The following is a 22,102-nucleotide window of genomic DNA, read 5'->3' on the forward strand; positions in this document are numbered from 1 at the left end:
GCAATGGCTAGAAAGAAAAAAGTCTTGCAGGAAACTGCGCGTAAACTCATCGCATTCACAACACCACGCTCATTTGTTTCGGAGCAATTCCGTACATTGCGTACCAATATCAACTTCTCATCACCGGATGCAGAAATCCGTACAATGGTTATTACGTCAGCTGCGCCTTCAGAAGGAAAGTCGACAACTTCCGCCAACTTGGCAGTCGTTTTTGCACAAGAAGGCAAAAAAGTCTTGCTGGTGGATGGCGATATGCGCAAACCGACCACGCATTACACATTCCGTATGGGGAATACTATCGGTTTATCAAATGTATTGACACGCCAAAACTCGATTCAGGAAGTTGTCCGCTCAACAGCGGTCGAACGCCTGGATTTGATGACATGCGGCCCGATTCCACCCAACCCAGCTGAACTTTTAGCATCTAAATCAATGACAGCTTTGATTGAACAGCTTAAAGAAATGTATGACCTGATCATCTTTGATGCGCCGCCCGTACTTTCTGTAACAGATGGACAAATCTTAGCGAATAAATGCGAAGGCACTATTCTTGTAGTCAGCTCAGGGAACACGGAGAAAGAGATGGCAGTAAAAGCAAAAGAAGCCATTGAATCTTCCAATAGCCGTTTAATCGGCGCAGTACTGAATAACTTCGCGTTGCCGAAAGATAATTACTATTATCAATATTACGGAACTACAGAGTAAAAAGGGTTTCCTTTTTACTTTTTTTAAAGCGTCAAAGGAGGACTCAACAATGATCGACACACATGCCCATATACTGCCCGGACTTGATGACGGAGCAGAAACGATGGAACAGACAAAGCGATTGCTGGAAAAAGCAGTCGAAGAACAGCTTACTGGCATCATCGCCACCCCCCATGCCTTTCACCCGAATTTCCAAACAAACTTAGCTGCTTTAAAGAAACAATTGGAGCTGGTCAACAGCTATATTGCACAAGAACAACTCCCTCTTAAAATATACAGCGGGCAGGAATGCCGTCTTTCTGATAAATTGCCTGAACGGTTATTGGCAGGAGAAGCCTTGACGATGGCAGGTTCCAGATACGTCCTATTGGAATTGCCTTCATCTGGAATCCCAGCTTACACAGTTCCTGTTATCCAGCAATTGATCACCAGTAACTACGTGCCGATCATCGCTCACGCCGAACGCAATCAGGGTATCATTGAAAAGCCGGAGCGCTTGAAGAAACTTTTGCTTCACGGTGCCATGGCACAAGTCACAGCGGGATCAGTTGCCGGCAGCTTCGGCAAAGCGATCCAGCGTACAGCGATGAGCTTAATCGATGCCAACCTGATCCATGTCTATGGGTCAGATGTCCATAGCCTGGACAAACGGCCATTCTTATTCAATGAAGGACTCGATTATCTAGAGAAGAAGAACCAGCACGACATGGTCGATATCTTCTTGGAAAACAACGAGCGCATTCTTTTGGATGAACATTTACATGTTTTAGAGCCGGAAGACATCCGTAAAGGGAAATGGTGGAATATATTTGCTTAATAAATAATAAAAAAGTATTATTTTGTTTATAAAATCCTATCATTTCCAGTAAATAGTATGTTAGAATAAACAAGGTTTTAACGTATATATGCAGAAAGTAATGGATATTGAAAGGATTGACCCCTATTGTCTTTGAAAAACCGCGTTTCTTTATTATTGGTAGTTGACTCATTTATCGTCTTTTTCTCCATTTTTATCGGTTATTATGTTCTTTATCCTTATAACGATGTCCTGCAAAACAAATTCTTAATGGCCAGTGCATTGACCATTTTCATTGCCCACCATGCCTTAGCGATGTATTACGGCTTGTACCGGAAAGTTTGGGAGTATGCCTCAATCGGCGAACTGACTTCCATCTTTAAAGCGGTCACTTGGTCGATTGTCGCAATCGGCGTTGTGCAATACCTTTACAGAGGAGATGTCCTCTTCAGAGCATTGGCGATTACCTGGATGCTTCATCTCATCTTAATCGGTGGTTCGCGTTTGTCATGGCGTTTGTTCCGCGATAAAGCCATCAACCACAAAGGCTCCGAACTAAAACGCACATTAATCGTTGGAGCCGGCAAAGCAGGCAGCTTAGTGGCACGCCAATTACTGGCGAATCCTGAAAACGGCTTATTGCCCGTATTGTATGTGGATGATGACAAAAACAAGCAAGGCCTTGATATTTATGGGGTTCGAGTGGTACATGGCAGCACGCAGGACGTTGCAGATATCGCCAAAGACAATTTGATCGATACCATCATTATCGCCATTCCTTCACTCGGCAAGCAGGAAACGGCTGAGTTGATCAAGACTTGCATGGACTCCGGTATCCGGACACAGACGATTCCGATGATCGAAGATATCATGACTGGGAAAGTATCAGTAACGGATATCCAGGATGTTAAAATCGAAGACCTGTTAGGCCGCGATGAAGTTAAGTTGGACATGGACAAGATTGCTGATCAGTTGACCAGTAAAACGATTTTGGTAACGGGTGCTGGAGGTTCAATCGGCTCCGAAATTTCACGCCAAATCGCTCGTTTCGGTCCGAAGAAGCTATTGCTTTTGGGCCACGGAGAAAACTCGATTTACTTGATCGACATGGAGCTTCGCCAAACAGTGGCACCGGATACAGAAATCATTCCTATCATCGCCGATGTCCAAGATCGAGAACGCATCATGGATATCATGGAGACCTATAAACCGGATGTTGTCTACCATGCAGCGGCGCATAAGCATGTGCCGTTGATGGAAGGGAACCCGATGGAAGCGGTCAAAAACAATGTTTATGGAACAAAGAACGTTGCAGAAGCTGCGCACTTAAGCGGTGTAGGCAACTTCGTTATGGTATCGACTGATAAAGCAGTGAACCCACCGAACGTTATGGGTGCGACAAAACGTTTTGCGGAAATGATTGTGCAGAACCTGGCTAAACGCAGCGAAACGAAGTTCGCAGCTGTACGTTTTGGGAATGTACTTGGATCTCGCGGATCGGTTATTCCGCTATTTAAGAAACAAATTGCGGCCGGTGGTCCGATTACCGTAACAGACCCACGCATGACTCGTTATTTCATGACCATTCCAGAAGCGTCACGTTTAGTCATTCAAGCTGGAACTTTGGCTGAAGGCGGAGAAGTGTTTGTACTGGATATGGGGGAACCTGTGAAGATTGTTGATTTGGCTCAGAACTTGATTCGCTTGTCTGGTTACTCTGAAGGCGAAATTGGCATCAATTTTTCTGGGATTCGTCCTGGGGAGAAGTTGTTTGAAGAGCTGCTGAATGAAAACGAGATTCAGACTGAGCAGGTCTTTCCGAAGATTTATATTGGGAAAGCGAATCCGGTTAGTGAAGGTGAGCTGACTTATCTTTTGGAGAAGCTGCCTGATATGCGGAATGATGAAGTTAAGGATGTTTTGGTTGGGTTGGCTAATCGGAAGAATGTAGCGACTCCGAAAGTAGAAGTTGGTTCTGCTTGATAAAAGTAAATAGAAAAATTGAAGATAGAAAGGAGAACAATATGTTCTCATTCACGAAAAGAATTTTAGATTTTTCTTTATCGCTATTAATTATTATTTGTTTATCTCCTGTTCTTTTGCTTTTATGTATCTTAATAAAGATAGATTCACCAGGTCCTATTCTTTTTAGACAGAAAAGAATAGGAAAGGACAAGAAGAATTTCAATATCTTAAAGTTCCGGACGATGAAAGTCGATACGCCTAACGATATGCCAACTCACTTACTGGAAAAACCTGACTTTTTCATTACTAAAACAGGTAAGTTTTTACGAAAGACCAGCTTGGATGAGCTGCCTCAGCTGTTCAACATTTTAAAGGGTGAAATGAGCATCATTGGTCCACGTCCTGCGCTGTGGAATCAGTATGATCTGATTGCTGAGCGGGATAAGTATAAGGCGAATGATATTTTGCCTGGGTTGACAGGGCTTGCTCAGATTAGCGGTAGAGATGAACTGGCGATTGAAGTTAAGGCGAAGATTGATGGAGAGTACGTTGAGAAGATGAGTCCGGTGTTGGACTTTAAAATATTCTTTGGGACTGTTTTTAGTGTTTTGAAGAGTGATGGGGTTAAAGAAGGTACAAACATAACTAATAAAAATTCTTAACATAAAAAGGTGTATGAGGCATGAGTAAAAAAAGAATTTTAATTACAGGACAAGGAAGCTACGTAGGAACTAACTTTATAGAGTGGATAAGCCAATGGCCTGAAATGTATGAAGTAGAAGAATTATCTGTTCGAGGAGAAGACTGGAAAAAGAAAGACTTTTCCTCATATGACTCTATATTACATGTTGCTGGAATTGCTCATGTTTCTACAGATCCTAAAATGGAAGAGCAGTATTATAAAGTGAATCGTGACCTTACAATTGAAGTAGCAGAATATGCTAAGAGAAATGACGTCAAACAGTTTATATTCATGAGCAGCATCATTGTTTATGGAGACAGTAATAGCGATAAGACAGTTATCGATAGAAATACAGTACCTAAGCCAAGTAATTTTTACGGAAACAGTAAGCTTCAAGCAGAAGAAGGATTAAAGCTTCTTGAAAGTAAAGATTTTAAAGTTGCTGTTGTTAGACCTCCTATGATTTATGGAAAGAACTCTAAAGGAAATTATCCGAAATTGGCTAAAGCTGCTAAAATACTTCCGGTATTTCCTGACTATGAAAATCAGCGTAGTATGCTCCACATAGATAATTTGAATGAGTTTTTAAGACTAATGGTAGAAAATGAAGAGAGAGGAATATTTTTCCCTCAAAATAAGGAGTATGTAAAAACTACTGAAATGGTAAGGATTATTGCAGGTGTGCATGGCAGAAAAATAATGTTTACAAAAATATTTAATAGTTTCTTAAAATTGTTAGTCGGGAAACTAAAAGTTGTTAATAAAGTTTTTGGAAATTTTGTATATGAAAAAAATATGAGTGAGTATAAAAAGAATTATGAAATTAGAAAATTTAATGAATCAATAAAAGTAACTGAAAGCAGGGAATCCTAGTGAAGTATAGCGTTTTAATGTCGGTATATAATAAAGAAAAACCTGCTTATTTAGAGGCTAGTTTAAGAAGTATGGTTAATCAAACGGTAAAACCAGACGAAATTGTGATAGTAAAAGACGGTAAATTAACTGAAGAACTAGACCTGATTATAAATAAGTTTATTGAAAGTGAGTCAACTTTATTTAAGTTACTATCTTTAGAGAAAAATGTGGGCTTAGGTAAAGCATTGGATGCTGGATTAGCAATCTGTAAAAATGAGTTAGTTGCGAGAATGGATAGTGACGATATTTCTTTAGAAAAAAGATGCGAAATGCAGTTACTGCTATTTAACAAAGACAAAGAGTTGGATATTGTTGGAACTATGATAGATGAATTTTATGACGAACCAAAGAATATTATTTCTTCAAGAATTGTACCCTTAAAAAATCATGATATAAAAAAGTTTATTAGAAGAAGAAGTCCGTTTAACCATCCAACAGTCATGTATAAAAAATCGGAAGTAATTCGAGTAGGAGGTTATGGAGAACTTAGAAGAAAACAGGATTTAGATTTGTTTTCAAGGATGATAAATAACAACTGTAAGGGTGAAAATATTAATGAAGCCCTTGTTTTATTCAGGTCAAATGAAGATAATTTTAAACGAAGAAAAAGTTGGTCATATTGTAAAAGTTATGTTTTAGCACAATACACAATTTGGAAAAGAGGCCACTGTAATATTGTAGATTTAACTATAGTTACACTAGGGCAGATAATAATGTTTGTATCACCAATGTGGCTACTAAAATGGTTATCTAATAACTTCTTAAGAAAAACTTATAAGCCGGAAATTGGAAGGTGAATATGGTAATATGGAATATTTTTACAAAATAATAAAAAAAATACATATATTCATGCACAAATTATTAAATCGAAGTATTTATAGTAATGGAGTTATATTATACGGAATTCCAAGAATGATTAATTCAAAAGAAATTATTTTCGAAAAAGATGTAAGAATAAACGATAATGTTTTTCTTCATGGTGCAGGAAAAATTATAGTAAAAGAAAATGTAACTCTATCATATGGAGTTTCATTAATTTCAACAGGATACAGTTTAGAAAACTGGGAAAAAAACAAAATTACAAAACAGCATATTAATAAAAAAATAATTATTGGAGAGAATGTATGGTTATGTGCTAACGTAACTGTATTGCCTGGAGTTACCATAGCAAAAGATATAGTTGTAGCTGCTGGTTCAGTTGTGACTAAAGATTTGTTGCAAAGTGGCTACATTTATGGAGGCAGTCCAGCAAAAGCTATAAAAAAAATTATATAAGGATGTATAAAATGAAAATTTTGCATATTACTGCGACTCACCTTAACAAATATGGAGGTATTCCAGTAGTCTTAGAAAAGTTAGTAAAGCATCAAAATGAAATAGAAGAAGTTGAATCAAGGGTACTCTCAATTAAACATGACATTAATAATATTGAATCTAAATTTTTTTATTTTTTAGATAGTCAAAGTAAAATCGAATTTTTTTTGCAAGAGTACGAACCAGATATCACAATTTTTCATGGATATTATTTTAAAGAATATATTAATACTTCTAAAATACTTGAAAAGGAAAAATTATTATACTATATACAACCACATAGTTCTTTTATGAAAACAGCACAAAAAAAAGGAAGAATAAAAAAGTATATTGCAAATAAATTATTTTTTAGTAAATTCGTTAAAAATGCTTTTGGGTATATTTTTCTGAATGAGAATGAGCAAGAAAAAGCAATATTTAAAACCAATCATGATTTAATCATTCCAAACGGTATCACTATTCTTGAAAAAACTATTGGAAAAGTATTAGAAGAAAAGATAAAAATTTTTTTCTTAGGAAGAATTGATATTGATCATAAGGGATTAGATATTTTACTTGAAAGTTTAAAGGAAATTGATAACCAAAAAAGAGACTTTATATTAGATATCTATGGAATTGGTTCAGATAGAGATGTTGCTATCCTTAAAAATTCCATTGATCAATTAAATTACTTAGAAGTAGATTATAAGGGTCCAGTATATGGGAAGGAAAAAGATGAAGTTTTTAAAAGGTATAACATGATGATATTGACTTCTAGGTATGAAGGATTTCCAATGACTATATTAGAAGCTCTTTCTCATGGAATTCCTTGCATAGTCACAGAAGGTACTAATGTAAAGAGTATGATAGAAAAAAACAATCTTGGGTGGGGAACAGAAAAAGAAACTATATCTCAAACAGTTTTAAAGGGAGTAGAAGATTATAAAAATAATCAAAATTTCTATGTTACTCACACTTCAGAATATGTAAATGAGTTCTACAATTGGGAACATATAGCTAAATTATCAGTTGAAAAGTTAAGGAAGATAGCTGCCTATGACTGTTAAGTAATAGGAGTAGACTTTTCAACTTATTTATCTTATAGCTATGAGTTTATATTTTTAGACGAAAGCTATTTACAAACTTTATTATATATTTTCTGAATTAGCATTTTCAAATATAATACAGAGTGAATTATCTCATCTTTGTAAATTGAGGAAGATTAAAATGTGGTTATTTTATCTATTGATAATTTATATACTTGTATTAGGAGCTTTTCTAGGTTTTAGTAACAAGAGTGATCTGAAAAAAAATATGTATATATATTTCACTTTTGGATTATTCCTTATCTTAAGCGCTTTTAGAGGAGAAAATGTAGGGAATGATACAATAAATTATTTAAATTTATTTAAGGAAATCAGTGTCTCTGATAATCTGTCTTTATTTAGCCCAAGATTCGAAGTAGGTTATGTCTATTTAAACAAAGTATTAAGTTATTTTTCAAGTAATCCTCAAATTATATTAATTGTTACAAGTATTATTATAATGTTAGGTTTTGCGAGATTCATTTCCAAATATTCTAAAATTCCATGGTTAAGCGTTTATTTATTTTTTACTTTAGGATATTATGGAATGTCTTTAAACACAATTAGACTTAACATTGCAATCGTTTTAGTATTATTGTCTTATGATTTTCTAAAAAATAAAAAAGCATTTAGATTTATTTTCGTAATAATTTTAGCTTCTCTTTTTCATAGAACAGCTATTTTCTTTTTAATTGCTTGGCCATTAATTAAGATGAAGATTACTTTAAAAACCATTGCAATATTCTGTTTAGTAAGTATAGGAATGTATTTTTCTTTTCCTAGCCTACTTAGCATGTCCTTAAGTCTATTTCCTACTTATGGTTACTATGTAGGATCTGATTACTTGAATGGAGAAGTAAGGTTAGCCAGTGTAATGAATATGCTAGTAGGAATTAGCATAGCTTTATTAGGGATTTTAATTAATCATCAAAAGCATATTAATGAGAAAAAAGAAATTTCCTTTAAAACAAAGGAAAGAGATAATGAGGATAATCATAATATGCTTATCTTATTGTTTACAGGAATATCATTAATATTCATCTCATTTAGATTTAATCTTCTTGATAGAATAGGGGATTACTTTATTGTTTTCGCCATTGTTTACTTACCTAATGTGATGGTGCAATTAAAAGATAGCAAGTTAAGGTATACTTTAATATATTTTATCATTTTATTATTCTTTGCTTATGTCGCTACTATTCAAATGTTAAGGCCTGAATGGAATGAGATATATCCTTATAGCTTTTTTTAATTTTATACTACTTTAATTCATTGCTAAATTTTTAACTTTTTTTATTTTACATTAGAATTGAAGAGTTGTTAGGAGCGTTAATATGAAAATAATTTTAGTTAACATAGGACCTGTAAATAAGTATCCTCCTGTTTTATCGGTATTAAATTATCTTAAAGATTTAGGTATAGAATTGGTGTTATGCACTACAGACATGGACACTCAGACAAAGAAAATTTGTATAGAACGTGATATTAGTATAATTGACATTAAAGCAAATTATGAAAAACCTATTCATCCCTTATTAAAATTAGTTAGAATGCTACAAATTAAAAAGAAAATTTGGAAGGAAATAGATAAATGCTATGACAATGACACTGTAATATGGGTATTCTCAGATTTAGCTTTGAAGCATTTAGGGAGTAAATTGTTGGGGAAAAGATATGTCTTACATATGTTTGAGTTGAGTAAAAATAGCATATATTATCGCAAATTTCCTAGTATTGCGTTAAATACAGCCAAGTATGCTAAAAAGTCTGAAGTTGTAATTCAAGCTGAGTATAATAGAGCTCATATAGCACAAGCATGGTGGGAACTAGAAAAAACTCCATATATTTTACCCAATAAACCCTATAATAATTATGCCATTAGTAGAAATTCAGAGATAACAAATGAAGAAGCGGCAAAAATAATGAATAAATTAAGAGGAAAGAAAATTATTTTGTATCAAGGAGTTATAAGTTTAGAAAGACCTTTAGATCCTTTTATTAATGCAATTGATAAACTAGGTGACGATTATGCATTTGTTATTATGTCAGGTGGAGAGAATATTTATAAGAATAGTACTAGTAAGAATTTATATTTTATACCTTTTATTCCTCCTCCATACCACTTAGAAATTACCAGTAATGCATACATTGGTATATTGTCTTACGTTCCTACAAAAAATGAATTTTCAAATTTAAATGCCTTATATTGTGCGCCTAATAAGCTTTATGAATATACTATGTTTGGTATTCCTATGATTGGAAATGACATTCCAGGTCTTTCTTATATATTTAATACAACAGAATGTGGAGTTTGTTTTGAAAGTTTTAATGAAAAAAATATAATAAATGCAATTAGTGAAGTAGAGGACAACTATAATTATATGGCAGAAAAAGCTACAATTTTTTACGAGAATACAGATATGAGAGAAATTCTAAGCGAAATAACTAATAACCTTCGTTAAATTTTAAATGCATCTATAGTGAGGTTGAAACATTTGGTAACAAATACTCTGAAAAAAATATTCTCATCGAATGTATTTAAAAATGGCGCGTGGCTATATGTTCTTCAAATTTTCAATACGTTAGTACCCTTTTTAACTTTACCTTACATTACGAGGGTAATGGGGAGTTCAAGCTTTGGTTTTTTCTCATTTTCACTGAATATTATTGGGTATTTTCAAGTATTAGTAGAATACGGTTTTAATCTGTCTGCATCAAGAAAAATAGCTATTACTAATGATAAAAAAGAAATTAATAGAATTTTTAGTTCCATAATGGTTATCAAGTTATTACTTTGTTTTATTACATTTATTGTAATGTTTTTTATTATTATTCTTTTTGATATTAAAAAAGAACAATCTCTGACTATGTTTATATTATATTTATTAGTTGTTGGTTCTTCTATACAGCAGACCTGGTTATTTCAAGGTTTGCAACGTATGAAATACATAACAATTATTAGTGTTATTGCAAGAAGTATATCTTTAATATTAATATTTGTTTTCGTTAAAAATGCTGATGATTTATATTTGTATAGTTTTTTGTACGCATTTACATTTTTATTTAGTGGTATTGCTAGTTTAATACTCGTTTTTAAAACATTAAAAATAAAGTTCGTTTTACCATCTTATCAGGATATTATATTAGAACTTAGAGATGGTTGGCATACATTTACAACTTCAGCGATGACAAAGATTTTTAGTGGTTTCGGAATCACTACTTTAGGCATTACAAGTACAGAAGCGGCAGTTGGAATATATTCTGCAATACAAAAAATCCCACTTATCATTTCTATGATGTTTGCTCCTATTAGCCAAGCGATATTTCCATATATAAGTAAGCATTATACAGATTCTTTTAATAAAGGATTAAATAAAGTGAAAGTTATTGGGCTTTATGTAATGCCTATCATAATTTTTATTAGCCTGGTTTTGGTAGTGGAATCCGAAAGTCTTGTTAGAATTCTCTTCGGGGAAGAGTATGCAGAGTATTCATTTCTATTAATTCCTCTCACCTGTTGGATGTTTTTTAGTGTCTTAAATAATTTCTTAGGTATTCAAATATTAGTAGCAAGTGGTTATTTAAAAGAGTATAGTACAGCATTTAAATTAGGACTTCTAGCATTGTTAATAGTAAATATTGTATTCGGTTCAATTTGGGGTGTCTTTGGAATTGCATTAGCGGCATTTGTTGGCGAATTTATATTAAGTATTGCTCTAATATATCAAATAAGAAAAGTAATATTATATGAAAAAGTAAAGGGTGCTTAATTTTGTTTTCTAAAAATTAAAATTTTAAATAAGAATGCTTAAAATTCGAAAAGATTAACAAATTTCATGTACTTTAATAAAATTCTTATAGAGTATAATTCAAAATCAGAAAGGAGAACTAAATGTTTAAAATAGCTGTAGCGGGTACAGGATATGTAGGTTTAGTAGCAGGAGTTTGTTTTGCTGAAAGAGGTCACCAAGTAGTCTGCGTGGATATAGATGAAAATAAAGTAAACTTAATGAAATCGGGAGTATCTCCAATATATGAAACAGGTTTAGAAGAATTAATGAAGAAAAATTACGAAGCTGGAAGACTACGATACACGACTGACTACAAATCTGCTTATAAAGACGCAGATGCAGTTTTCATTGGTGTAGGAACTCCGGAAAACGAGGATGGATCTGCAAATCTATCTTACATAGCGACGGTCGCTCGACAAATTGCTGAAACCATTGAAAAAGATTGCTTAGTTGTGGTTAAATCTACAGTTCCAGTGGGTACAAATGACAAGGTTGAACAGTTTATCTATGATTTCTTGATTAATGATGTAAGGGTAGAAGTTGCTTCAAACCCTGAATTTTTGGCGCAGGGATCTGCAGTGCATGATACTTTGAATGCGAAAAGAATCATCATTGGTACCGAAAGTGAATGGGCCGAAGATCTTTTACAAAAGATTTATGAGCCATTTAAGTTACCAATTGTATCTGTAAACAGAAAGTCTGCAGAAATGATTAAATACGCTTCTAATGATTTCTTGGCATTGAAGATATCTTATATGAACGATATAGCAAACCTGTGTGAGCTAGTCGGAGCGGATGTTCAAGATGTTGCTAAAGGAATGAGCTTTGACGATCGCATCGGCAGTAAATTCTTAAATGCCGGTATCGGTTACGGCGGATCTTGTTTCCCTAAAGATACGAAGGCGCTTGAATACTTGGCCACACAAAATGGCTATGACTTGAAGACAGTCAAAGCCGCGATTGATGTGAACAAAGATCAAAAGACTTTATTGTATAAAAAAGCTAGTAAGCGTTTAATTACATTTAATGGCCTTAAAGTCGCCGTTCTAGGTCTTACATTTAAGCCAGGAACAGATGATTTAAGAGAAGCACCATCGTTGGAGAATGTTCCTTTGTTGTTAAACCAAGGTGCTGATATTTATGCATATGATCCAATTGGGGCAGAAAACTTCGCTAAAGCCTTTCCTGAAGGCAAGAGTGATAAAGGCAGCATTAAATACGTATCAAGTGTTGAAGATGCTTTAGAAGATGCAAACGTATGCTTCATCTTTACTGAGTGGAAAGAAGTTAAAGCTGTTGATGCAAAAGCTTTTAAAGAGTTGATGAGAACTCCATTGGTTTATGATGGCCGCAATCTTCACAGTGTTGAAGAAATGGAACAAGCTGGAGTAGAATACTATTCAGTTGGTAGAGCTCCGGCAAACCAAGACGCGCTTAAGGAGATGAGAAAGCTTGAGTTACAAGCCTCTAGACTCTAATAAAGTATATTTTATTACCGGTGCAGCTGGATTTATTGGTTATTACCTTTCAAAACGGTTATTGGAGTTGGGATGCCGTGTAATTGGAATTGATAATCTTAATGAATATTATGATGTAAATTTAAAGCATAATCGCTTAAGTGAGTTAGAATTAAGTGAAAAGTTCACTTTTATTAAAGGTGATATATCTGAAAAGGAATTAGTTACTAATCTCTTTGAAGAATATAAACCAAATATTGTTGTGAACTTGGCAGCACAAGCAGGTGTAAGATATTCGATTGAAAATCCAGATGTCTATATTCAAAGCAATGTTATTGGGTTTTATAACATCCTGGAAGCATGCCGTCATTATCCAGTTGATCATTTATTGTATGCTTCTTCAAGTTCTGTTTATGGGGCCAACAAGAAAGTGCCTTTCGAGGAAACTGACTTTGTGGATAATCCAGTTTCGTTGTATGCATCTACTAAAAAATCTAATGAATTAATGGCTCATACGTACAGCCATCTTTACAAAATTCCAGCAACTGGACTTCGCTTCTTCACAGTTTATGGACCGATGGGACGTCCGGATATGGCTTACTTCGGATTCACAGATAAACTATTTGCAGATGAAGAGATAAAAATCTTTAATAACGGGGATTTTGAAAATGACTTATACCGTGACTTTACGTATATAGATGATATTGTAGAAGGCATTCAACGACTTCTTTCTAACTCGCCAAGTGAAACAGGCGAGGTTTCGCATAAAGTCTTTAATATCGGAAACAGCAGTCCTGAAAAGCTGATGGTATTTATTGAGACGCTTGAAAAATGCTTGAGTAAAAGTCTTGGCAGAACTATAGAGTTTAAGAAAAAGTTCGAGCCGATTAAACCGGGCGATGTTCCTGCGACTTATGCTTCTACAAAATTATTAGAAGAAGCAATTGGATTTAAACCGAAAACCTCCATTGAAGAAGGACTTCAGCAGTTTACGGATTGGTACTGTGAATATTATAAAAAGGCATAATTTTTTTCGATAAGCAGTTCAATTTTTTTACAAAAAAATAAGACTAATTAGTAAGGTCTAAAGTATAAGTGGGTGCAAAGATGAGAGTGAAAAAAGCAATAATCCCTGCAGCTGGACTCGGGACAAGGTTCCTACCAGCTACAAAGGCAATGCCTAAAGAAATGCTACCAATCGTCGATAAGCCAACGATTCAATACATCATTGAAGAAGCCATTGCTTCTGGTATAGAAGATATTATCATCGTAACAGGTAAAGGCAAACGTGCGATTGAAGATCACTTTGATCATGCCTTTGAATTGGAAGACACGTTGATGAGAAAAGGCAAACAAGAAATGTTGGATTCTGTGTTGGAGACCTCGAAAGTAGAAATCCATTTCATCCGTCAGAAGCAGCCGCTTGGCTTGGGCCATGCTATCTGGTCGGCACGTAAATTCATCGGTAACGAACCTTTTGCAGTATTATTGGGCGATGACATCGTTGAAAACGAAGAACCATGCTTAGCACAATTAATGGACCAGCATGAAAAGACTGGCAAGAGTGTTATCGGAGTTCAGCAAGTAGCTGAGAATGATACAGACCGCTATGGCATCATTGATCCTGTTTCAGTTGAAGGCAAATTGATTGAAGTGAACAAGTTTGTTGAAAAGCCGAAAGCTGGCACTGCACCATCTAACTATGCAATCATGGGCCGTTATATCCTAACACCGGAAATCTTCGAATACTTAGGAAAGCATGAATATGGTGCAGGTGGAGAAATCCAGTTGACCGATGCCATTCAAAAGTTGAACGAAGTTCAGTCTGTGTATGCCTATGAATTTGACGGACAGCGGTTTGATGTAGGAGAGAAGTTTGGCTTCATTGAAACGACGATTGAGTTCGCTTTGAAGCGTCCAGAGCTGAGAGATCAGTTGTTGGAGTTGTTTGAGAGAAAGCTGCAAGAGTCGGTAGCAATAAAAAACTAAAAGTAAGTTCATTAAATGATTAGAAACCGGCTTGCATACAAAATATATAAGCTGGTTTTAATAAACTGTGTTTATTAAAATGAATTATTCGTCTTATAATAATAGTTTCGATGCTGAGAATATTTGTGTACTTGAAGATACCTATAAACTATAAAGAAATGTGGTTGTTGCATTGACTAAAAAAGTAATGGTTGTTTTTGGTACACGTCCCGAAGCGATTAAAATGTGTCCCTTGGTTCAAGAACTGAAAACTAGAGAGGGTTTAGATACAGTCGTTTGTGTAACTGGGCAACATAAAGAGATGCTTAAACAGGTACTTGATGCATTTAATGTTATACCGGATTATGATCTTTCTATTATGAAAGAAAAACAGACACTGTTTGATGTTACGATAAATATTTTAGAAAAAATGAAGAGCATTTTAGAGGAAGTAAAACCAGATGTAGTATTGGTCCATGGAGATACTTCTACGACATTTGTTACATCACTCGCTTGTTTCTATTTACAGATTCCTGTAGGCCATGTTGAAGCAGGTCTTAGAACATATGATATTTACTCGCCTTATCCGGAAGAATTTAACCGTCAGGCGGTAGGCATTGTTGCAAATTATAACTTCGCTCCTACAGAAATTTCAAAAGAAAACTTGATAAAAGAAGGAAAGAATCCGGCTTCTATCTTTGTTACGGGGAATACTGCGGTTGATGCTTTAAAAACGACGGTTACTGAAGACTACTCCCATGATCAATTAGATTGGGCTGCTGACAGCAAGCTTATCATGATTACTGCCCACAGAAGAGAAAACCTGGGTGAGCCGATGAGAAATATGTTTAAAGCTATCAAGAGAATTATCGAAGAACATCCAGATATTAAAGCTATCTATCCAATTCATATGAATCCATTGGTAAGAGATGCAGCGAATGAGATTTTGGGTGATTTAGACCGGGTAAGAATTATTGAGCCTTTGGAGGTAGTTGATTTTCATAATTTCCTATCCAGATCACACATCATCTTAACGGATAGTGGTGGTATTCAAGAAGAAGCTCCAAGTCTCGGTAAACCGGTCCTAGTCATGCGTGACACGACTGAGCGTCCAGAAGGCGTTGCTGCGGGAACACTTGAATTGGTTGGAACAAATGAAGAGACGATTTATAACGCATTTAAATTGCTATTAGAAAATCAAGAGAAGTATGAATCAATGAGTAAAGCTAGCAACCCTTATGGTGATGGATTTGCTAGTAAGCGAATTGCAGATATTTTAGAGGGCAAAGAAGTAGCTTATTAAAGATATTGATCGGAGCTATTAGATACATTAAATAGAATGACCTTTTGTTAGTTTAATTTGCGTGTATTGCGTAGGTTGAATTTGCAGGAGGTTTTTTATTTTATGCATATTAAATACTATTCACAACATTTTTATTTGCAATAAACATGTGAAGGAGGTGATGGATGAATCAGCTAAATTTATTAACTATTTTGCTAGCACATAGATTAAGAAAAAGCGCTAAAGAATTATGTAAACGAAAATGTAGAAAAGCGCAGAAAGAGGAGAAAATGATTTTAAGTGTTATATTAGGAGTCGCTGTTGATACACCTGTGTGGATTGCTGAACTCCAGCGAAACAAAGCAAATCATATTGTTGTTATAGACTATGATTATTTGGGAGAACCGCAGCAGAGAGAAAATATTCTTTATCTCTCCCCAATTGATGCAAAGAATTACATGAAACAATTTGATTCAGTAGAATTTTTTACCTCATTCTATAGTTTTCCAAGCATAGGAAATCGCGCCCCTGTGTTGAAGAAGATTCAGTTTATTCACGGAATATGTAGACCCGAAAGTCCAAAGCCTGATGCAGCGGGGAGTTAAGGCTTTGGATTGGGAATAATTATCTAAATAATTAAATATTTATAATAGGGACCATTTGGGAACTGCTGTAATTTTGAGGAGTCGAAGGCGGCGCCAATCGGTCCCACTGGCAGCGATTCGTCAGCTCGAGCTCTTGGTGGTGTTCTGTTGCAAAATTTCACTCATTTCCTTCAAGGTATACCGGTGGTTTACAACATCCACCACAAAATCCTCTTCACATATAGCTATCGGAAAACGCAGAATATATCCGTTGTAACGGAAAAAGAGCGCCGTACACATCAGAGCGGTACGTTTATTCGCATTATGGAAAGCGTGGTTTTGAGCCAGTGACTCTAACAATGCGGCTGCCTTCTCATAGAGGCTTGGATAAGCATCTTGACCAAACAAAGATTGCTGTGGTCTTTTTAAAGCTGAATCCAATAACGCGTGATCCTTTACACCGGTCTGCTCATCGGCAGAATGCTCGAGAATCACTTTCTGGTTAATCAGGATCGCCATCTCTGCTGTCAGGAAAAAAAGGGTCATCGGTCAACGAGTCCTTTTAATGCTTCATGATGAGCTTCCATTTCTTCTTCGAGCCTGTCGAAGAAATCTGACGGGACACCGTCCGGAAGCGGAATCATTTTCGGCACTTTTTTGATGACGATTTGATTATCAACCAATTCGACTTGTACCTCATCGCCCTTTTTGACATTCATTGCTTTCAGCACATCGTTTGGCAGCGTCAACCCCAGCGAGTTGCCGATTTTCGTAATGCGTCTTTCTGTCATGGCCATTGTTTCTTCCTCCTCAATATTTCATTGGCATAAGTTCTAACAAAAGGTATTTGTTCTAACCATAATAACGCTTGCTTCTCATTCAGGCAAGAAGCTGAATTTCTAGTCAAACGCAAAACGCACCTTTATTGTGTAATGCGCGATACAAGTAAAGAATTTTGTAACGAATTTGTACAGAATTCTGCAGGGAGCATCCCTAAAGTGGCTTTAAGGACAATTGCGCGGGTGCCTGGCACCTTACGAACTTCCGGTTTTACATTGAAGGGATCCCGAGGTCATTAAATTTTGGGAAGAGTGTGAAGCGAACGAGGATGCACTTCTGCTGTCAATGGTCACGGTAGGAGAATTAGATTTTAAAAGCAACAACTTGGGTCTGAATGACTCCAGTTGTTGCTTTTTTATATTTATCAAAATCCAGATAATTACAATTAACTTCTTCAGGGGTTCCCACGCAGTAAATTCTTCTGTATCTTCCCGATCGACGTCCGCGGAAAATCATCAATAAATCGGAACTCCTGGGGCACTTTAAAGTAGGATAAGTCTTTTGCGCAAAACTCGTGTAGTTCTTCTGCTTCGACTTCTTTTCCTTCATACAGTTTCACATAAGCAATGACCGCTTCTTCACGGAGTGGATCAGGTTCACCGACAACGGCACAGGCTTGGATGGCTGGGTGTGAAGATAAAATGTTCTCTATTTCTATAGAAGAGATATTTTCTCCGGCTCTTTTGATCATGTCTTTGTTGCGGTCAACAAACCAGATAAAGCCGTCTTCGTTGGCATAGCCATTGTCTCCGGTAAACAGCCAACCGTTTTGAAGGGTCTGTGCAGTGGCTTCCGGGTTTTTGTAATAGCCTTTCATCAGGGAAGGACCGGCGACGACAATTTGTCCGACCTGATTCGGTGGGAGTTCGTTTCCTTCTTCATCCAATATTCTTACCTGATGGCCGAGTGCCGGTTTTCCGATGGCGGAAATGCCTGTTTCCGGATCGACGGCCATGTCTTCGTAGAGCGGCGTCACGATGTTTGTCGTGACGGATTCCGTCAGTCCATACCACTGGAACAGTTTGATGTCGAAGCGTTGTTGGAATGCCTGAAGGTTGGGTGTCGTAACGAACAGGCCATAGCCTGCCTGGCGTAGGCTGTTGGTTGCTTCTGCCGGATGCTCAGGTTTTTCCAGCAGCATCTTAATGGTAGTGGCAACCATACTGGTGACGGTCGGCTTGTGTTTTTCGACCGTGTCCCAAAACGTCGAAGAGCTGAAGCGTTTTTCCAGAACGATGGTGCCGCCGCAAATGAGCATGGCCATCGATGTGTAATATTGCGAATTGACGTGGAACAACGGTAAGAAAATCAAGTAGCGGTCATCCGAATTTAACTGTTGATAGAGTATGGAAGAATGGCCGGCAAATAGGTAATTTTCATGGGTGATCAAGACGCCTTTCGGCTTTGCGGTCGTTCCGGATGTGTACATGATGCCGGCGACATCGTCGGGCGATACATCACAGGTAATTTTTTCATTGGATAAGCTGGATAATTCCTTATACCAGTCAGCGTCATTTTGCTGGCAGAAGACTAAGTCTTTTTGATTCGCCGTTTCGATATGCATGTCATTGATCAGATCCGGCTCATAGAGAAAACCTTTGCTTTCGGAATGCTCCAGGAAATAATCGAGTTCCGAAGCAGTCGCTGCAGTGTTGACCGGAAGCAGAATCGCACCGATCGCTCCGCAGGCAAACCAGGTTTCATAAAAGAGTGGGGAATTGGAAAGGAAGCCGGCGACGGTATCGCCTTTGCGGATTCCTTTCTGTTCGAACCAACGCGCCAATTGGTTGACCCGCTGGTACATCTTGGCATAGCTATAACTTTCATTCCCAAAAACGAGAAATTCTTTTGCCGGATTCTTTATCGATTGTTTTTCAAGCATGGTGTAGGTCGTGTGCCGGCCATGGGTTAGCATAAGAAAAGCCCCTTTCAGTTTAGAAAATCAACGGGATGACAGTAACGATGGTTCCTGCAACAATCATCAAGAGCACCATGGAAACGAGGCAATAGCCCCAAATGTCTTTTAAGCCGAGTCCGGAAAGTCCAAGAGCCGGGAGGACAAAGAATGGCTGCATCAAGTTCGTCACCAAATCTCCGATAGTGACGGTATTGACCACGGAAGAAATCGGGATGTTGAAAGCCCGGGAAGCTTCCAGCATGATGGGTCCTTGGATTTGCCACTGGCCACCGGCTGACGGCACAAAGACATTGACGACTGCTGCTGATAGGAAAGACAGCAGCGGGAATGTGTATTCATTTGAGATGGACACGAAAGACTGTGAAATGACGGTGATCAATCCAGAACCGACCATCATTCCCATGATTCCTGCATAGAAAGGAAATTGCAGCAGGATTCCCGAAGCAGACGGCATTCCGGCAGTGATGGCATTGATATAACTAAGTGGTGTACCATGAAGCGCAAGGCCAAGAATGATAAAGAAAAAGTTCAGGATATTCAGTTCCAAGTTAAAGCCGTTTTGAATAACATATTGAACAAGCCATAACGTTCCAAGCGCGACCACTACATAATTGATGATTTTGCTGCGATCCAGTTTTTCTGCAAAAGTTTTGGCTTTTTCCTGCTTAGGTGCAACGAATACATCGATATCTTTTTCAAACGGAATCACTTCATCCTGCTTAGGCATCATTTTGATGTAAACGAACAAGACAACGATAAGTCCGATGAACGCAGTCAGCAAAAGAGTCGGACTGAAGATGGTCTCGGATAAGGGAATCAACCCAATTTCACCTTCCAGTGAATGGCCTGGTGTATTGACGAGGAGTGGAGCCGTCACGGTGATGCTGGCGGGCAAGATGGCGATGGTGCCAGTATAAGCAGCCGCAATCAAAATTCGGAAATCGGCTGTTTTGACATTCTTCGCAACTTCAATGGCAAACAGGGTGCCTAAAACAAATCCGAGGCCCCAGCTGATATAGCCGGCTGCCGCTGCCACCAATATCGTAATGATCAACGCAGATTTTTGTGTTTTTGGTATAGACGCCATACGCACCAGCAATTTTTGGACTGGAGGTGCTTTAACCAAGGCATAGCCCGTTATCAGGATCAAGATCATTTGTGTGGTGAAGGCGAGGAAGTTCCAAAATCCGGTGTACCAATGGGTGGTCATATCGGTCAACGATTGATTGGTGACGGTCATTCCTAGGATCAAAGTTAAGAACGTCAGCAGGATAGCAAAGATAAAAGCATTTGGTAAGTAGTTCTCAACTCCGACATTAAAACGCTGTGATACTTTTCTCAGCATGTAAATACCTCCTCATTTGTATGCGTTTACAAGTTATTGACTGATTCTTCCTCTATGTATAGACTATAGTCTATGAATATAATTTCGCAGACTGCAGTTTGTTTGTCAAGTCAATTTAAAATATTCTGAAAAGGTGGAAGAGAATGGTCACAAGACAAGAAAAAGCCAAAGAAACGAAACAACGAATTTCACGGGTGGCCTTGGAATTATTCAATGAGAAGGGATTCACCAATGTAACGGTGGATGAAATCATCGAGAAGGCGGCTTCATCAAAAGGAGCCTTCTACAATCACTTTAAAAGTAAGCATGATATCTTTGCGGAGAAGTTCAAGGAAATTGACGACTTTTATGTAGAAGAGCTGTTCCCGAAACTGGAACAAGAAACGGATGTCGTAAAGAAGCTGAAAAGTTTCTTGTCCATGCAGATGGCTTATATTGAACAGGACCTGGGCTGGGACGTCGTCCGCACTATTTACGAACAGGAACTCAATCCGGAGCGGGAAAGTTATTTCCGGAATCCGAATCGTCCGCTCTATCATTTTCTCGTTGAAGTTGTGAAAGAAGGCGTCAGCAGCGGTCAATTACGTGATGATCTGGGAGTAAGGGAAATGGTGATTGCACTTATTCGTGCCATGCGCGGGATTCTATATGATTGGGCAATGCAAAAAGGCGAATTTGGTTTGGCAGAGGAGCAGGAGCTGCTGTTTGATTTGGTCATTCGAGGAATGAAAAAGGATGGTTCTGTGGGTTAACCCACAGAACCATCCTTTTTATCATGAGAATGTTTAGTTGAACTTTTCACGCCTTCGACCAATACACCGATCATGTAACTCGATAGATCCTGAAGCGTCCGTTCACACTGGCTGACACCCCAATGATAAATCATTCCCATCATGGCCTGATTCATCATGGTCAGAAGATTTTCAACTTGCTGTTCTGATGCACCCGGATGCTGCTGGTAAACTTCTGCTGCCAAAGAACGCAAGATGATGGTCAAGCCACGATCTTTATTTAAAAAATAAGTATGCTCTTTCGATAAGAGCGCCGAACTGTAGATGACTTTCATCAGCTCTTTGCCCATTTGATCGTTTAAGAAGCACATGACCTCGTGGACAAACAGTTCAATTTTCTTGTAGATGTCCATTTCTTTTGGAAGCGAATTGAAGACTTGCATATAATGTTCGTCAGCTTCTGAAAATTTCACAAGAAAGAGCGTCGATTTGGATGAGAAATGTTGATAAAACGATCCTTTAGAGGTTCCACTTTCTTTACAGATTTCATCGACTGTTACTTTATCAAACCCTTTTTTCGCGAAAAGCCGCAATCCGGTTTCCAATATTTTTTTTTGCGTTTTTTCGCCTCTGGCCTGCTTATTTCCTTGATTTAACATTTTAACACCTCAATTTCTTGTTGACAGAATATTCTAACCTGTAATAGAATCAGACTACGGTCTATTTAAACTAGACTATGGTCTGG

22 protein-coding genes are annotated in these 22,102 nt (G+C 37.2%); 17 read left to right on the plus strand and 5 right to left on the minus strand.

What is annotated here, in order from left to right:
- Positions 1-3: 3 nt before the first annotated feature.
- The 16 genes from QMA01_RS00080 to QMA01_RS00155 all read left to right on the plus strand — a co-directional run bounded on the left by QMA01_RS00080 (position 4) and on the right by QMA01_RS00155 (position 16,544).
- A complete protein-coding gene (locus QMA01_RS00080) occupies positions 4-705 on the plus strand; it encodes a CpsD/CapB family tyrosine-protein kinase (RefSeq protein ID WP_290214009.1) in 702 nt (233 codons plus the stop codon).
- A gap of 49 nt (positions 706-754) precedes the next feature.
- Positions 755-1,522 (plus strand): tyrosine-protein phosphatase, encoded by a 768-nt coding sequence (locus QMA01_RS00085; RefSeq protein ID WP_290214010.1) that lies wholly within the window; start codon positions 755-757, stop codon positions 1,520-1,522.
- 126 nt (positions 1,523-1,648) lie between these two features.
- Positions 1,649-3,484, plus strand: coding sequence for a polysaccharide biosynthesis protein (locus QMA01_RS00090; protein WP_290214011.1), 1,836 nt, complete (start codon positions 1,649-1,651; stop codon positions 3,482-3,484).
- A 41-nt stretch (positions 3,485-3,525) separates the two neighbouring features.
- Positions 3,526-4,128: a sugar transferase gene (locus QMA01_RS00095; RefSeq protein WP_290214640.1), complete on the plus strand. Its 603-nt coding sequence runs from the start codon at positions 3,526-3,528 to the stop codon at positions 4,126-4,128.
- Between the two features lie 20 nt (positions 4,129-4,148).
- Entirely contained in the window at positions 4,149-5,021 is an 873-nt protein-coding gene (locus QMA01_RS00100; protein WP_290214012.1) for an NAD-dependent epimerase/dehydratase family protein, read from the plus strand.
- Positions 5,021-5,860, plus strand: coding sequence for a glycosyltransferase (locus QMA01_RS00105; RefSeq protein ID WP_290214013.1), 840 nt, complete (start codon positions 5,021-5,023; stop codon positions 5,858-5,860). Before QMA01_RS00100 ends, QMA01_RS00105 begins: the two co-directional genes overlap by 1 nt.
- Positions 5,861-5,870: 10 nt before the next feature.
- The gene (locus QMA01_RS00110; protein ID WP_290214014.1) at positions 5,871-6,338 is read left to right on the plus strand and encodes an acyltransferase; all 468 of its coding nucleotides are present in this window, start codon (positions 5,871-5,873) and stop codon (positions 6,336-6,338) included.
- 11 nt (positions 6,339-6,349) lie between these two features.
- A complete protein-coding gene (locus QMA01_RS00115) occupies positions 6,350-7,423 on the plus strand; it encodes a glycosyltransferase (RefSeq protein WP_290214015.1) in 1,074 nt (357 codons plus the stop codon).
- Between the two features lie 160 nt (positions 7,424-7,583).
- Positions 7,584-8,693 carry an EpsG family protein gene (locus QMA01_RS00120; RefSeq protein WP_290214016.1) on the plus strand — a complete coding sequence of 370 codons (1,110 nt, stop codon included), beginning with the start codon at positions 7,584-7,586 and terminating at the stop codon, positions 8,691-8,693.
- An 82-nt stretch (positions 8,694-8,775) separates the two neighbouring features.
- Positions 8,776-9,903: a glycosyltransferase gene (locus QMA01_RS00125; protein ID WP_290214017.1), complete on the plus strand. Its 1,128-nt coding sequence runs from the start codon at positions 8,776-8,778 to the stop codon at positions 9,901-9,903.
- Positions 9,904-9,936: 33 nt separating this feature from the next.
- Complete coding sequence (locus tag QMA01_RS00130; protein ID WP_290214018.1) at positions 9,937-11,211, plus strand: oligosaccharide flippase family protein; 1,275 nt, start codon at positions 9,937-9,939, stop codon at positions 11,209-11,211.
- A gap of 122 nt (positions 11,212-11,333) precedes the next feature.
- Complete coding sequence (locus QMA01_RS00135) at positions 11,334-12,710, plus strand: UDP-glucose dehydrogenase family protein (protein WP_290214019.1); 1,377 nt, start codon at positions 11,334-11,336, stop codon at positions 12,708-12,710.
- On the plus strand, positions 12,685-13,716 hold the full coding sequence (locus QMA01_RS00140; protein ID WP_290214020.1) for a GDP-mannose 4,6-dehydratase: 1,032 nt from the start codon (positions 12,685-12,687) through the stop codon (positions 13,714-13,716). Before QMA01_RS00135 ends, QMA01_RS00140 begins: the two co-directional genes overlap by 26 nt.
- Before the next feature lie 80 nt (positions 13,717-13,796).
- Entirely contained in the window at positions 13,797-14,678 is an 882-nt protein-coding gene (gene galU, locus QMA01_RS00145) for a UTP--glucose-1-phosphate uridylyltransferase GalU (RefSeq protein ID WP_290214021.1), read from the plus strand.
- 187 nt (positions 14,679-14,865) lie between these two features.
- On the plus strand, positions 14,866-15,960 hold the full coding sequence (wecB, locus tag QMA01_RS00150; protein ID WP_422766032.1) for a non-hydrolyzing UDP-N-acetylglucosamine 2-epimerase: 1,095 nt from the start codon (positions 14,866-14,868) through the stop codon (positions 15,958-15,960).
- Positions 15,961-16,124: 164 nt separating this feature from the next.
- Positions 16,125-16,544 (plus strand): hypothetical protein, encoded by a 420-nt coding sequence (locus tag QMA01_RS00155; RefSeq protein WP_290214023.1) that lies wholly within the window; start codon positions 16,125-16,127, stop codon positions 16,542-16,544.
- 120 nt (positions 16,545-16,664) lie between these two features.
- Here the strand turns inward: QMA01_RS00155 and QMA01_RS00160 are convergent, their stop codons facing one another.
- The 4 genes from QMA01_RS00160 to QMA01_RS00175 all read right to left on the minus strand — a co-directional run bounded on the left by QMA01_RS00160 (position 16,665) and on the right by QMA01_RS00175 (position 20,626).
- On the minus strand, positions 16,665-17,069 hold the full coding sequence (locus tag QMA01_RS00160) for a type II toxin-antitoxin system death-on-curing family toxin (protein WP_290214024.1): 405 nt from the start codon (positions 17,067-17,069) through the stop codon (positions 16,665-16,667).
- Positions 17,066-17,320, minus strand: coding sequence for an AbrB/MazE/SpoVT family DNA-binding domain-containing protein (locus QMA01_RS00165; protein ID WP_290184077.1), 255 nt, complete (start codon positions 17,318-17,320; stop codon positions 17,066-17,068). Before QMA01_RS00165 ends, QMA01_RS00160 begins: the two co-directional genes overlap by 4 nt.
- Positions 17,321-17,757: 437 nt before the next feature.
- Positions 17,758-19,278, minus strand: coding sequence for a class I adenylate-forming enzyme family protein (locus QMA01_RS00170; protein ID WP_290214025.1), 1,521 nt, complete (start codon positions 19,276-19,278; stop codon positions 17,758-17,760).
- Positions 19,279-19,297: 19 nt separating this feature from the next.
- Positions 19,298-20,626, minus strand: a complete 1,329-nt coding sequence (locus tag QMA01_RS00175) for a short-chain fatty acid transporter (RefSeq protein ID WP_290214026.1) — start codon at positions 20,624-20,626, stop codon at positions 19,298-19,300.
- 143 nt (positions 20,627-20,769) lie between these two features.
- On the opposite strand from QMA01_RS00175, the gene QMA01_RS00180 reads away from it, so the two are divergent.
- Positions 20,770-21,378, plus strand: a complete 609-nt coding sequence (locus QMA01_RS00180; protein WP_290214027.1) for a TetR/AcrR family transcriptional regulator — start codon at positions 20,770-20,772, stop codon at positions 21,376-21,378.
- Here QMA01_RS00180 and QMA01_RS00185 read toward each other — a convergent pair.
- The gene (locus QMA01_RS00185) at positions 21,375-22,016 is read right to left on the minus strand and encodes a TetR/AcrR family transcriptional regulator (RefSeq protein WP_290214028.1); all 642 of its coding nucleotides are present in this window, start codon (positions 22,014-22,016) and stop codon (positions 21,375-21,377) included. The two genes, QMA01_RS00180 and QMA01_RS00185, sit on opposite strands and share 4 nt — an antisense overlap.
- Between the last annotated feature and the right edge of the window lie 86 nt (positions 22,017-22,102).

The sequence above is a fragment of the Planococcus notacanthi genome (assembly GCF_030407825.1).
GTDB lineage: Bacteria > Bacillota > Bacilli > Bacillales_A > Planococcaceae > Planococcus > Planococcus notacanthi.